The 13217-nt window shown below is 48.3% G+C and carries 13 protein-coding genes; 11 read left to right on the top strand and 2 right to left on the bottom strand.

Annotated features, from left to right (window positions below; genetic code table 11):
* Window positions 1-67 precede the first annotated feature (67 nt).
* The 8 genes from GLV97_RS01855 to GLV97_RS01820 all read left to right on the top strand — a co-directional run bounded on the left by GLV97_RS01855 (window position 68) and on the right by GLV97_RS01820 (window position 6638).
* Window positions 68-1066 (top strand): rod shape-determining protein, encoded by a 999-nt coding sequence (locus tag GLV97_RS01855; RefSeq protein ID WP_160836771.1) that lies wholly within the window; start codon window positions 68-70, stop codon window positions 1064-1066.
* 33 nt (window positions 1067-1099) lie between these two features.
* Entirely contained in the window at window positions 1100-1924 is an 825-nt protein-coding gene (locus GLV97_RS01850; protein ID WP_160888861.1) for a flagellar hook-basal body protein, read from the top strand.
* A 14-nt stretch (window positions 1925-1938) separates the two neighbouring features.
* Complete coding sequence (locus tag GLV97_RS01845) at window positions 1939-2766, top strand: flagellar hook-basal body protein (protein ID WP_202410543.1); 828 nt, start codon at window positions 1939-1941, stop codon at window positions 2764-2766.
* Window positions 2767-2786: 20 nt separating this feature from the next.
* Window positions 2787-3083 carry a DNA-directed RNA polymerase subunit beta gene (locus GLV97_RS01840; protein WP_160888860.1) on the top strand — a complete coding sequence of 99 codons (297 nt, stop codon included), beginning with the start codon at window positions 2787-2789 and terminating at the stop codon, window positions 3081-3083.
* A gap of 252 nt (window positions 3084-3335) precedes the next feature.
* Window positions 3336-4661 carry an FAD-dependent monooxygenase gene (locus GLV97_RS01835; protein WP_160888859.1) on the top strand — a complete coding sequence of 442 codons (1326 nt, stop codon included), beginning with the start codon at window positions 3336-3338 and terminating at the stop codon, window positions 4659-4661.
* Window positions 4662-4663: 2 nt separating this feature from the next.
* Window positions 4664-5752: a class I SAM-dependent methyltransferase gene (locus tag GLV97_RS01830; RefSeq protein WP_160888858.1), complete on the top strand. Its 1089-nt coding sequence runs from the start codon at window positions 4664-4666 to the stop codon at window positions 5750-5752.
* 99 nt (window positions 5753-5851) lie between these two features.
* Window positions 5852-6274, top strand: a complete 423-nt coding sequence (gene fabZ, locus GLV97_RS01825) for a 3-hydroxyacyl-ACP dehydratase FabZ (RefSeq protein WP_160836761.1) — start codon at window positions 5852-5854, stop codon at window positions 6272-6274.
* Between the two features lie 109 nt (window positions 6275-6383).
* The gene (locus GLV97_RS01820; RefSeq protein ID WP_160840880.1) at window positions 6384-6638 is read left to right on the top strand and encodes a hypothetical protein; all 255 of its coding nucleotides are present in this window, start codon (window positions 6384-6386) and stop codon (window positions 6636-6638) included.
* A gap of 143 nt (window positions 6639-6781) precedes the next feature.
* Here the strand turns inward: GLV97_RS01820 and GLV97_RS01815 are convergent, their stop codons facing one another.
* Entirely contained in the window at window positions 6782-6961 is a 180-nt protein-coding gene (locus GLV97_RS01815) for a YjfB family protein (protein WP_160836757.1), read from the bottom strand.
* A gap of 202 nt (window positions 6962-7163) precedes the next feature.
* Between GLV97_RS01815 and GLV97_RS01810 the strand changes: the two genes are divergently transcribed.
* The 3 genes from GLV97_RS01810 to GLV97_RS01800 all read left to right on the top strand — a co-directional run bounded on the left by GLV97_RS01810 (window position 7164) and on the right by GLV97_RS01800 (window position 12734).
* Window positions 7164-7784, top strand: a complete 621-nt coding sequence (locus GLV97_RS01810) for a hypothetical protein (protein ID WP_160840879.1) — start codon at window positions 7164-7166, stop codon at window positions 7782-7784.
* 539 nt (window positions 7785-8323) lie between these two features.
* Window positions 8324-9670, top strand: coding sequence for an efflux RND transporter periplasmic adaptor subunit (locus tag GLV97_RS01805; protein ID WP_160888857.1), 1347 nt, complete (start codon window positions 8324-8326; stop codon window positions 9668-9670).
* On the top strand, window positions 9657-12734 hold the full coding sequence (locus GLV97_RS01800) for an efflux RND transporter permease subunit (RefSeq protein WP_160888856.1): 3078 nt from the start codon (window positions 9657-9659) through the stop codon (window positions 12732-12734). The genes GLV97_RS01805 and GLV97_RS01800 overlap by 14 nt, the downstream gene beginning before the upstream one ends.
* A gap of 111 nt (window positions 12735-12845) precedes the next feature.
* On the opposite strand, the gene GLV97_RS01795 is transcribed toward GLV97_RS01800, so the two are convergent.
* Entirely contained in the window at window positions 12846-13217 is a 372-nt protein-coding gene (locus GLV97_RS01795) for a PilZ domain-containing protein (protein ID WP_160840876.1), read from the bottom strand.

The following is a 13217-nucleotide window of genomic DNA, read 5'->3' as shown; positions in this document are numbered from 1 at the left end:
ACGGCCATCCGTTATGTGTTTTGTGGTGAGGTGATGATGTTTTTACAATAGGGAGGATCTACAGGACATGTTTGCGAGAGATATAGGTATAGACCTGGGTACAGCCAATGTACTTATCCACGTAAAAGGTAAAGGTATCGTTTTGAATGAGCCATCGGTCGTTGCGATGGATCGGAATACAGGCAAGGTATTGGAAGTCGGTGAAGAAGCAAGACGGATGGTCGGACGGACACCTGGCAACATTGAAGCCATTCGTCCTCTTAAAGATGGCGTCATTGCTGATTTTGATGTGACAGAAGCGATGCTGAAACATTTTATACAAAAGACGAACGTAAAGGGATTCTTGTCTAAGCCGAGAATGCTGATCTGCTGCCCGACGAACATTACGAAGGTGGAGCAGAAGGCGATCAAGGAAGCGGCTGAGAAATCCGGCGGGAAGAAAGTATATTTGGAAGAAGAACCTAAAGTGGCGGCTATTGGTGCCGGCATGGATATCTTCCAGCCAAGCGGAAATATGGTCGTCGATATCGGTGGCGGAACAACGGATGTTGCTGTTCTATCCATGGGTGATATCGTAACAGCTTCTTCTATTAAGATGGCCGGAGACAAATTCGACCATGAAATCCTTCAGTATATTAAGAAAGAATACAAACTGCTGATCGGTGAACGGACGGCTGAAGATATCAAGATCAGTGTAGCGACCGTCTTCCCGGGATCCAGAAGTGAAGAGATCGAAATCCGCGGACGTGATATGGTTTCCGGACTTCCAAGAACCATTACAGTGAATTCAACGGAAATTGAAAAATCACTTCGTGAATCTGTCCAGATGATCGTGCAGGCTGCCAAGCAGGTGCTTGAACGCACACCACCTGAATTATCTGCAGACATTATCGACCGCGGCATCATCATGACTGGTGGCGGAGCCCTTCTTCACGGTATTGATCAGCTGCTTGCAGAAGAATTGAAGGTTCCTGTTCTTGTAGCGGAGTCCCCGATGGACTGTGTGGCTACAGGAACAGGAATTATGCTTGAAAACATAGACAAGCGTATCTCTACAAAGTTATAAAAGGCTGAGATATCCGGGAGGAGTGGACGGACGTTGCTGAGAGGTTTTTATACGGCCGCATCAGGAATGATGGCCAGCCAGCGGATGCAGGAAATGTTATCGAACAACATATCGAACGTAGAAACACCGGGGTATAAACAGACTCAGGGCAGTTTACGGGCTTTTCCAGAGCTGCTTTTACAGCAGATGGGCTCGAAAACACTGCCGGGATCAACGGCTCCTGTAGTTCCGGATCAAAGCAGAGTCGGGTCCCTTCACATGGGTGTATATCTTCAGGAGACCACGCCTGACTTTTCGCAGGGCGCTTTAAAAGAAACGGGAGTCTCCACAGATATGGCTCTTGTCTCAGATGAGCTGCCTGATGCAGATGGAGCTGTCCTTTTTCAAGTGGAAAACGGAAATGGGGAAACCCGATACACGCGGAATGGAAGTTTTACAGTGGATGATGAAGGATTTCTGACCACGAATACAGGGTACAGGATCCTTGATGACACCGGAAATCCGATCAATACGGATGGACAGGCTTTTCAAGTATCCAGAACAGGTATGCTCACCACAGCTGATGCCGGCAGCCAGCTGGCCGTCGCTTATATACCTGATGCCAATGCTCTCGTTCCGCAAGGCAGTGACCTTTATGTTCCCGGAGAAAATGCCGGACCTATAGAGAACGCTCTGGAAAACGAAGGTGTCGATTTTTCTGTTCACCAGCATTTCATTGAAAGGTCCAATGTGGATTTGAATCGGACCATGACAGATATGATGAACACCTACCGTTCATTTGAAATGAACCAGCGTGTCCTGAAAGCTTATGACCAAAGTATGCAGCAAGCCGTATCTGAAATCGGCCGTATCCGCTGAGGGAGAGAATTCATATGATTAATCGGTCCATGATTCAATCGGCTGCAACAATGGGGCAGCTGCAGCAGAAACTTGATAGGATTGGGAACAATATGGCCAACAGTCAGACGACAGGATACAAGAGTACAGGAGCTGATTTTTCCTCCCTGCTCGTCCAGCAGCTGAATAATCAGTCCAATAAACAGGCCGAAGCGGGGCGTTTGACTCCTGACGGTATACGAGTGGGCACAGGCGCTAAACTGGGAAGTACGCGTGTGGATGTCAGCCGGGGAAGCCTGAAGGAAACAAACAGGGCTCTGGATGCCGCACTATTGGAGGAAAATCAGCTGTTTGCCCTTAACGTCTCTGATTTGAATGGCGGCTCGGAAACCCAGTACACAAGAGCCGGACACTTTTACTTGAATCCTCTTGGTAATGGACAGGTGATGCTTACAAACGCTGAGGGGCACGCCGTCATTGGAGAAGGTGGAGATCCGATCATTCTCGAGGATACCTTCGATGGCATTTCCATCGCTGAAGATGGATCCCTGCTTGTCCAGCGGAATGGGGGTCAGGAAGTAGAAGGCCGCCTTCAGGTTGTTGAAGCTGCCCGTCCTCACCTGCTGGAACCGCAGGGAGGAACCCGTTTCCGGAACCCGGAAGGAAATGACGGAGCCGTCCTGATTGAGGAACTTGGAGCCGCAGACATCAAGCTTCAAGGAGGAGCACTCGAGCAGTCGAACGTGGACATCGGTGCACAAATGACGGAAATGATGACAGCTCAGAGAGCCTATCAATTGAATGCTCAGTCCATTTCAACAGGAGACCAGATGATGGGACTGGTTAACCAGCTGAGATCATAAACGTAAGGAGTAGAACGACCATGGCGACAGATCCAAAATCAAAAGGTAAAAAACTGAATAATAAACAAGAGAAGGAAAACAAGCCTGCAGATACGGGGAAGAAAGCAGGATCTCAGGCGGATAAGAAAGATAAAACGGCCCGCCGGCGTATCCTGCCGATCTGGCTGCGTATCATTCTTGTTGTGCTGTTCAGTGCGGCCGCTTTGATCATCGGATTAATGGTCGGTTACGGCGTTCTTGGTGATGGAGATCCCACAGATGCTCTCAAGCTGGATACATGGAAGCACATCCTGGATATCGTAACGAAAACAGAATAAAAGAAAGCCTGTACGATCATGTCTATGCTTTCTTTCAATAAAAAAGAACGAGCCTTGAAGCTCGTTCTTTTTTTACGTTCAAGTTGTCGGTTTCCCCCCTCATTCAGAGCTGGACCAGCTCTTTGAACAACCCTCGAATCATCAAGAGTGTATACCATCTTCTGGAATATCTCTATGTTTTGAAAGGTTTTCAAGTTTTGAATTAGGGAAAGAAAACCATACGGACATGAATCATAGCGGGGAGGGTGACAGGTGAAAGCAGAAGTGTTTATCGCAGGCGGCGGTGTCGGTGGACTTGCTCTTGCTGCCAAACTCGCATCAAGGGGTGTGCACGTCATTATCGCAGAACAATTAAAGAAAGAGTCCCCTGCCTACAAAGGGGAGCTTCTGCAGCCAAAAACACTGGCTATACTGGAACGACTCGGAGTGCTTGATGAAATAGAGGCGAACGGCCATGCGCTGGATGAACTTCGATTTCAGGAAGTGCATCGACGGAAGGGACAGCCGCCTGAGGAAATCAATCTTACTGAACTAAGCTACAGCCGTGTGGCGGCGTCGTATGACCATTCCTTGATGGTCCCCCACGAAAAGACGAAGGAGATTCTCCGCAATAAGGGAAAGGAATATGAAGAGTATTTTCATTACCTTCCAGGGGCCCGCTTCATCGGATTTGAGAACGGGAGGGCTAAAGTCAAACAAAAGAGGGAAACCCTTTACATCCAAGCCGGCGTGTACATAGGAGCTGAAGGCAGGAGCTCTCCTACACGGGATGCGATGAACGTGGAAGTGAACCGCAAGGATTACAACCACCACTTCCTTACGGTAACCATCCCCCGCCCGGAGAGCTTTACAAAAGGAAAAATCATTACGACCTCCAGCTGTTTTCTCGGCTTGTTTCCGCTTCCTGACCGTGAAGTCAGGACAGTATTCCTGATCAAGGCTGGAGACTACAAAAAAATAAAAGAACAGGGGCTTGAGCATTTGTATCAAGCTTACAGCGAGCTTGAGCCGGAGCTTGCCGAGGGTGTCAGGGCGATCAAAGACTGGAAGACGGTTCAATTGATGATCCCCTTTACGTATCACGTCGACAAGTACTACTCAGGCAACCTCGCAATCATGGGGGATGCGGCTCATACCGTTCACCCGATGGCCGGGGAAGGGATGAACCTGGCCATTCAGGACGCCGATGTGCTCGGCGAACTCCTGGCGTGGTGCTGGGAGGAAGGCAGATCCTACGCGGATCATCTGCATTATTATGAAGAGGTTCGGAGGCCGAGGGTGGAGTTTCTGCTGAATCTAAGCCATATGTCCGCTCTCGTTTATTCGTTTAGAAACGAGTGGTGGAGACGATTCAGAATGAAAGCCGTGCAGCGGATTTATGATGATGATTACCTTCATGTTAAGCAGATGCTGAACATATCAGGACTTGGGAAATGGAATTTTACTTTCATTGACAGAGGCATCCAGGGAAGTGTCCTGCCTGTAAGAAAGAAGAAAGTGTCGGATAAGGAACAGCATCGTTTCTTGTTTTCTGAAGCAGAGGATTATCCTTGGAAAAGATCAAAGAAAGGAAGATGACAATGAACGAGTGGGTCACAGCCATGCAGGCAAGAAAATGGATGAAGAAAAATGAATCCTTTTTACCGAGCTGGCACGCATATGTTGGAGCGGAGCTTGGATTATTCGATGAGTTCAGAACAGCAAGGACCGTGGAAGCCATCAGTGAGAAAACCGGCTACCCTCATGACCTCCTTGCATCATGGGTGAAAGTGGGAGTGGCTGTCAAACACTTGAAAAAGCGTCCGAACAACCGATTCAGAACCTCGAAGCGGCGGTGTGCCGCTCTTATGGGAGAGGATGCTTCTCCAGGTGTTAAAGCCCTGCTGAAAGAAATGATGGAGCTGCACATTCCGACGATGCTCAGATACCCGGATATCATTACATCCCAGGAGCGGGCGGAATTCGATCATGAACGTCATGGGGGTGTAGTGGCTGAGACTTCTGCGCTTCTTGAACATTTTGCAATTAAGAAAATCAAGAAAATGATCCGCGAAAAACAAGTGCGTTCCATTGTAGACTTAGGCTGTGGCCATGGCGGCTATTTGAGGAAGCTGGCTGCAGAGTTTCCGGACGTACAGATGATCGGTGTGGATATTAACCAGAAAGTCATTGATAAAGCCAGGGAAATGTCCGGAGATTATACGAATGTCCGTTTTCAAGTCGGGGATATCAATAGCTGGGCCCCGGAAGATGAAAACGTGGATGTGATCCTTCTGCACAATATATTTCATTATATCCATCCGGATGATCGGGCGCCATTATTGGATCACCTCTACTCCTATGTACGTCCGGAGGGGCTCATATCGGTGATTACGCCTATCAACGAAACGGAGCATGGAGAAGCTTTTTCTTCCGCGTTCAACAGCTTTTTTGTGGCTCACTCCAATCTGTTTGCCCTTCCTACGAAAAAAGAACTGCAGGAAGTATCACAGAACTGTAAATTTGACCTGTTTGACTTGAGCCCGATTGTTAAGGAAGGATCATGGTACACCTTCTGGCTGAGTCCGGCAAGTCCGGTGGAGGAAATCCATCAGACCGGCTGGTCAGGAGAAACGGCGCAGTCATTGAAAACGGAAAAACGTACCGGCGAATTGACCAGAAGTTCATAATGATCTGCTGCAACAGAATCAACAATTTGTGAAAAAATTTTGTTCCAGAGAGCTCCTGCCCTTATAATTAGAAAAGAACGCAGGAAAGGAGCTTTTTACATGTTGGACATTAATCAAATCAAGGAAATCATTCCCCACCGCTATCCCTTTCTTCTGATCGATCAGGTCGAAGAACTTGTGGAAGGGGAGCGGGCTGTAGGCTATAAAAACGTCACGATGAACGAACCCTTCTTTCAAGGGCACTTTCCGGATTACCCGGTCATGCCTGGTGTTTTAATCACGGAGGCCATGGCTCAGATGGGCGCAGTGGCCATGTTGAAGAAAGAAGAAAACCAGGGGAAACTGGCCTTTTTCACAGGTATTGATAAGTGCCGGTTCAAACGTCAGGTTAAACCCGGCGACCGTTTGAAGCTTGAAGTGGAAATTGTACGCCTGAAAGGCCCGGTAGGTAAAGGAAAGGCCAAAGCCACCGTCGATGGTGAGCTTGCGTGTGAAGCGGAGATTATGTTCGCTTTGAAATAACGGCTGAAGGACCCGTCTGCATACGGGTCTTTTTTTGTGGGAAAACAGAGGGATGGATTTTGATCCGCTGGATATACTAACACTCAAGATGAGAAAAGGAGGAATGAAAATGAAATCCTTATTACTTAAACTTATGACAGCTCTATTTGCCATCACTTTACTCGGGGCGTGCGCTTCTGAAGAAGAGCCTGCGGAAGAGGAAAACGACACAGAAGAAAACATGCAGGAAGAAGAAGAAAATATGGAAGAAGAAGAGAACATGGACGAAGAGGAAAATATGGATGAAGAAATGAAAGAGGAAGAGAAGGAGCAGGAAGATATGACCGATGAAAATGCTCCGGAAGATGAAGAAAATAACGAGTAACGAAAAGCAGGGAGAGTGCTCTCCCTGCTTTTTAGGTTTCAATTAAGCTCCATGATACGTGTGGCATCGTAAAAGAAGAACCGGCAGAAAGGCACAGATGATCATTGGGTAAGGTCACGAAAAGCACCCCCGCTATGTTTTCTTTACCCTCTTAGATCCACGTGGTTACCAAGATCCGGATGGGAGACGGACTGGTTCAGCATCTCCACCATCTGATTTCCTTTCGCCTCGGCTTCATCCTTCACTTTATCCATCAAGGCCAGGTTCGTCTGCTGTTTGAGCTGGGTCTGTCCAAGGGCCATTGATAAAGCGGCAGCATCCATAATATCCCTCCTTTCGTAATACCATCGGCGTCTCCTGTTTAAAATGAAGAGAAAACATGAGGAACCATCTATCAATCATTGAAAACCTTTGGAAAAAGCATGCGTGTTATGTAAAATGGAGGTATAAACGTTCATACAGACTTTACAAATACGTGTTTCCACGTTTATGTTGTGTGGAATAAGCGAATTGAGGTGATTAATGATGAAGTATAGAACGGCGAACGATTTAAAAGACCTGCTTCTGGAAGACTATGAAAAAGTAGTGAACCACATCCCGCTCGAAAAACTGGATGTCTACGTATACCTTCATTCCGTCTTCCAAGATACTTACGTACCGGACGACACGTTGTATCAATTCATATTCCGCCATTTCTTCCGGCTCGATAATCCAAGCTTAACAAAGGAATTCGAGACCTGCTATTTTAAACTGATGGAAGAACAAAGGGGATATGAACGTCCGAATATCGTCCAGATCACCAGGGATTTATATGAAGTGAAGAATCATAAGGGAAACCCTACGATGCAGTTTCCTCTGGCGGCTTCCATGCTTCACACCATCAATCCGAGCTTTCCTTCCTATGACAGTGATATTGTGAAAGCCTTTGATTTCTCCTCTACCTATCACCTGTCCGGGTTTGAAAAGAAAATGAAACGCTATATCGGACAGTATCAGCATACATTCAAGACGTATGAAGAGCTGACCCAGGATGAAGCGCTTGAACCGATGTTCAACCATTTTGATGAACGTTTCCCGGAATATGATCTGCCTAAGATTAAAAAATTGGATCTTATGGTTGCCCAGCTCGGCAACCTCCTTCAATGAAAAAAGCCTCCTGAAAAGGAAGTAGTCCGGCTGTCGAGAGGAACACTCTCGGCAGCTTTTTTTGATGGTTTCTTCAAGGGATGGAGAAGTTGTGCTGGATTTTCTTATAAGGGGGCTGTACCCTGGCCCTCCGGAATGACCGATGGCTGAGTGGTCAGCTTTTCTAGGAGAGGGAAATTCGTGTCGAGAAACAAAAAGCTTTCTGCTTGTTCTCCAGGGAAAGGTGTTACGAGAGTCCTTCGGTGGTGCCCGCGGCAGGCATCCATAGATAAGCAGAACGTGACCAGCCGAAGCGCTTATGGATAAGGAAAAGTCCGCTTCTAATCATGTTGGTGGCCTTCACAATATTGTCATTTTCGCTAAAACACTACAAGTTGCAATACATTTCACACTTTAGTAATATAATTCATAATTGTGACTATTCGGTCACTCCCGTAAAATCGATGGGATTTTGTCGTATGTTTGTCGAAGGTATTAGGGAAAATATAGATAGGAAAATGATGGGACTGCGGAGTCTTACTATGGAAGGGAAGTCTTTAATGAAACGGTTGTTGTTACTATTTATACTGCTTTTCTTTGTAACCGCTTGTATGCAGGAGGAAAGTTCGGAAGAGACAGAAGAACGGGTGACTCCGGTGAAGGTCGATCGTGTTGAAAATGAAGATTTTGTGATTGAACGCAAAATTGCAGGGCGCGCCGCCTCACCAGATTCGTCCCCGGTGATGCCTGAGACACCAGGAGAAGTGGCCACCTTAAACATTTCTAAAGGAGACCGGGTGGAAAAAGGGGAAACGATTGCAGTAGTTCGACCTGGAGGGAACGTGGGAGATCAGGTGGAGCTCCAGGAGATTGCCGTCCGCCAGGCAGAAAAACAGCTGGATAACGCCAGAATCTCCAAAGAACAGGCTCAGCTGGGCGTTGAAAACGCTGAAGACCAGGTAGAACTGGCCAAGCAGGCATCTCAGTCTGAGGCCAGTCAGTCCGCTCAAGCGGCCGAAGCTGCCAAGCAGCAGTATGAGCAGGCGCAGCAGATTGCCGATGAAACGAAGAAACTCGTAGATGAAGGGACCATTCCTGAAGCCCTCTATACTCAGGCACAGAATAGAGCTGATCAAGCTCATGCCCAGTATCAGCAGCTTCAAGGACAGAAGTCCCAGTCTTCCTCAGCCGTTTCCCAGGCGGAGGCCCAGGTGGACCAGGCTCAGCAGCAGCTCGAACAGGCCCAGGTGGCGGTTGAGCAGGCGGAACTTCAAGTAGAGCAGGCGAATGTGCAGTTGAATCAGGCCGAGGAACAGGCAGCCAATGAGGCGATCACCGCCCCTGTGACAGGAGAAGTGGCGAGCCTGAGTGCCGAGGAAGGGGACATGGTGACAAACCAGCAGCCCTTTGCAACGGTCGTCAGTTTGAACCCGATGACCATTTCCGCTTCCGTCACGCCTGAACAACTGGATCTTTTTGAAAAGGGGCAGGAGCTCCAAGTAGATCTTCCCGCCTTGGAAAAGGAAGCAGCGTCTGTAATCGATTATATCTCATCTGTTCCTGATGACACCGGGCTTTATCCGGTTGAAGCCACGGTCGACAATGCCGAGGAGGACATCAAGCCGGGGATGATGGCTTCCTTCCTGCTTCCAGAGAATGTTGTGGAAGATGCTCTGATCATTCCTACAGACGGTCTGGTGGAACAAAATGATGAGACGTTCGTTTATAAGGTGGAAGAAGAGAAAGCCGTACGAGTAGATGTGGAAGTGATTGAATCACAGAGTGACTTCTCCGCCGTTTCCGGCGGAATAACGGCGGAGGATGACATTATCACCTCAGGACAGCTGACCCTTTCGGATGGGGACAAGGTCACCATCATGAAGGAGGAATCTGATGAAGCTCGTTAATCTTTCCGTCAAAAGACCTGTGGGTGTCATTATGATCGTGGCCGCCATCTTAGGACTAGGATTCGTTTCCCTGAGAAGTTTAACCATCGACTTATACCCTGAAATAGAGCTTCCCATTGCGGTGGTATCGACCTCATATGAAGGGGCTGCCCCGCAGGAGGTGGAGAAGCTGGTCAGCCGGCCGGTGGAATCGTCGGTCAGCAGTATCGAAGGGCTGGAGGTGCTCCAGTCCCAATCACAGGCAGGAGCGTCTCTGGTTCTTCTTCAATTTAATACGGGTGTTAACTTAGACAGCACACTTTTACAAGTAAGAGAGAATGTTGATCAAATCACCGGTATTCTTCCTGAGGGAGCGTCCGATCCAAGTGTGCTCCGTTTTGATCCGCAGCAGCTTCCGATTATGACCGTCGGCCTTTCAGGAGATACGCCGGATGAACTGCAGCAGGCAGCGGAGAATCGGATCGTTCCGTTTCTGGAAAGGCAGGAAGGTGTAGCGTCTGTCAATATCGAGGGTGGACAGACCAGCGAAATTCAGGTACTTGTCGACCGGGCGCAGATGGCTCAGTATGGTCTCGATTCACAAACCGTGATTCAGGCACTTAATGCTTCCAATCAATCCGCTTCTGCCGGAACGATCGAAAAAGGGCAGAAGGACCTGCAGATCAGGGTGGACGGCGAATTTGGCTCGATTGAAGACGTAAAGAATACGAGAATTCAATCGCAGACAGGCGCCCAGGTCACTCTCGACCAAATTGCAGACGTCAGTGAAACACTGACGAACTCTGATACAGTGAGTAAAGTGAACGGTGAATCGTCCGTCGTTCTTTCCATATTGAAAAAATCAGAAGCCAATACAGTGGAAACGGCGGACAATGTCAGGGAAGCGCTTGATGAGGTGCAGGGCGATCTGCCGGAAAAAGTCGGGACGAATATCGTTCTGGATACATCTGAGTTTATTAAAATTTCCATCAACAGTGTCGTATTGAATATTATTCTTGGTGGAATCTTTTCTGTGCTCGTCCTGCTGTTATTCTTGAAAAGCATCCGGGCGACCCTTGTCATCGGCCTTTCCATTCCGATTGCAATCATTTCCACCTTTACATTGATGTACTTCACAGGAGAGACGTTAAACGTGCTGACGATGGGAGGTCTGGCTCTTGGAATCGGGATGATGGTGGATAGTTCCATTGTCATTCTGGAGAATATCGTCAGCTATCGTCAGCGGGGCTTTTCAATGGTGGAGTCAGCCAGGCAGGGAGCTTCAGAGCTTGCGCCGGCCGTTGTTGCTTCAGCAACGACAACGCTCGTTGTCTTTCTACCAATTATATTCGTAGAAGGTATTGCATCAGAGCTCTTTACTCCGCTTGCGCTGACGATTATGTTTGCTTTGATTGCATCGCTGGCCGTTTCGGTCACCTTAATACCCATGCTGTCCTCGAAGCTGTTAACCAAATCCCTGAAGGAAAACGGGCGCCGGTATTGGTTCGATCGATTCCTCGATAAAGTCAATGATGGATACCGGTCGATGCTTCGCTGGGTGCTGAAATTCCGGAAAACGACGATAGCGGTCACAACAGCCTTGATCGTCGGAAGCGCTGCTTTAGTGCCTCTGATTGGAACGGAGTTTATTCCACCCTCTGACCAGGGACAGATAGAAGTCAGGGTCAATATGCCGCCTGGTACGTCCCTCGACGAAACGGAGGCTGTGACGGCACAGGTCGACGAGCAGCTGGATACTTTTGAAGAGCTCGTGGATGTCCGTTACCTGTCTATCGGCGGAGGTAATATGGGCGGATTCGGTGCGAGCTCCTCTGACTTTGCTTCCTACACCATTCAACTGGTTGAACCTGATCAGCGGGAGAAAACGACCCAGACGGTGATGAAGGAAATGTCCGAAGCGGTATCTGATATACCTGGAGCTGAAATTGAAGTGAGTGAACTGGATGCAGGACTTGGAACAGGCGCCCCGCTTCAAGTGCAGCTGAACGGGCCTGAGTATGAAGTGCTTGATGAACTTGGCGGTCAGGTTGCTTACTTAATGAATGAGGTGGACGGTGTCCAGAACGCTGCCTCTTCGACTGATGAAGGACGGCCGCAGATGAACATTACAGTCAACGAAGCGAAAGCATCTCAATACGGTCTGACAGAGCAGCAGGTGATCAGCCAGGTCCAGCTTGGATTCAATGGACAGATCGCCACGCGCTATCGGGATGGAACAGATGAAAAAGATGTGCGCTTCCTTCTGCCGGAGGAAGAACGGCAGACGATTGCAGATTTAGAGGGGATGTCTGTACAAACGCCGAACGGGGCTTTAATTCCACTTGGTACGATAGCAGAGTTGGAGCAGGTTCAAGGTCCGGTCTCCCTGCTCAGGGAAAATCAGCAGCCCCAGGTTAACGTGGAAGCTGAAATCTCGGATATTGATCTTGGGACAGCTACCGAAGAGGTCCGATCCGAGCTGGATTCCTTGAACTTCCCGGATGGATACTCCTATACGATTGGTGGTCAGGCGCAGGACATGCAGGAAGCTTTCGGTGACTTATCCCTGGCGCTGCTATTCTCTGTGTTCCTCGTATATGCGGTCATGGCAGTCCAATTTGAGAACTTCCTGTTTCCGTTCATTATTATGTTCTCCCTTCCTGCCACCATCATTGGCATCAGCGGAGGGTTGTTCATTACCGGACTGCCATTCAGTCTGCCGGCCTTTGTCGGTATAATCATGCTGGCCGGGATTGTTGTGAACAACGCCATTGTTTTAGTGGATTATATTAATATCCTGAGGAGAAAATCGTACGACCGGTATGAAGCGATTTTAGAAGCCGGCCCGAGCCGCCTTCGTCCAATTTTGATGACGACGCTGACAACGGTACTTGGAATGGTGCCTCTGGCTGTTGGAATCGGCCGTGGTGCAGAAGCCCAGCAGCCGCTCGCGGTCACCATTATTTTCGGCCTTACAGTGTCCAGTTTCTTCACGTTAGTCTTAATTCCGGTTGTCTATACGTATTTTGACGATCTGTCTGCAAAAATTACAGGGTTTTTCCGCAAGCGATCGGCGAAGGAATAAATGAAAAGGTCTTCCTCCTCTTGAGGAAGACCCTTTTTCACTAGATGACGATCTTGTGATTCAGGGGGTAAAACCACCTGTCAATGTAGAGAACATAAAAAAGCCTCCGTATTAAGGAGACTTCATTTCTATATGATTTTTTTGATGTTCGGACAAAGAATCTCCAAGCTCTTGGATTTTACTCTTTAAGCGTCCTGGATAATCGAAGACATGAACACCGCACGTTGTTTTCTCTTCATTCGTTTTCAACCAGATCACCCGGCCTTCAAAGGTGAAGGTTTCCCCGTCCATCATAAAGGAGATAATCACTTCATCTCTCATTGATAAATGAGGCTGGGGGGAGCAGGAAAAGCGCATACCATTCAGGCTGATGTCGTTCACTTCAAGCGGCCCGGAAACCTGCGGGCTGAACTTTTTGTTATAAAACCCGGGCAGAGGTGAGTGGAATGGATATCGGAAAGGTTCTTGTCTTCTTTCGTGCAA

Origin of the sequence: Halobacillus litoralis (assembly GCF_009856355.1) — a bacterium.
Classification (GTDB): domain Bacteria; phylum Bacillota; class Bacilli; order Bacillales; family Halobacillaceae; genus Halobacillus; species Halobacillus litoralis_B.
Note: the sequence above shows the minus strand (reverse complement) of the source record. Positions and strands in the feature narration are given on the sequence as shown.